This is a genomic window from Cobetia sp. SIMBA_158, from assembly GCF_046566945.1.
Classification (GTDB): domain Bacteria; phylum Pseudomonadota; class Gammaproteobacteria; order Pseudomonadales; family Halomonadaceae; genus Cobetia; species Cobetia amphilecti.
This window is the reverse complement of record NZ_JAWJYL010000657.1, coordinates 1-257: the sequence shown is the minus strand read 5'-3', so window position 1 is coordinate 257 and position 257 is coordinate 1. Positions and strand designations below refer to the sequence as shown.

Annotated in this window: 1 pseudogene; it reads left to right on the top strand. The window is 48.6% G+C overall.

From position 1 onward, the window contains the following. Positions 1–257 (top strand): annotated as a pseudogene (locus R2R70_RS21460) (single-stranded-DNA-specific exonuclease RecJ); the annotation flags it as partial.

The following is a 257-nucleotide window of genomic DNA, read 5'->3' as shown; positions in this document are numbered from 1 at the left end:
CTTAGCGCGTATTCGCAGTGGTAAAACACGCCCAGGTATTACAGCACTTATTGAAGTGGCCAACAGAAATGCAGCGCGTTTGAGCGCCAGCGATTTTGGTTTTTCACTTGCGCCACGTTTAAACGCAGCAGGTCGCCTAGACGACATGAGTTTGGGCATAGCGTGTTTACTGAGTAACGATATAAACCAAGCAAGGCGTATCGCAAGCGAACTCGACAGCTTAAACCATGCAAGGCGTGAAATAGAGCAAGGTATGC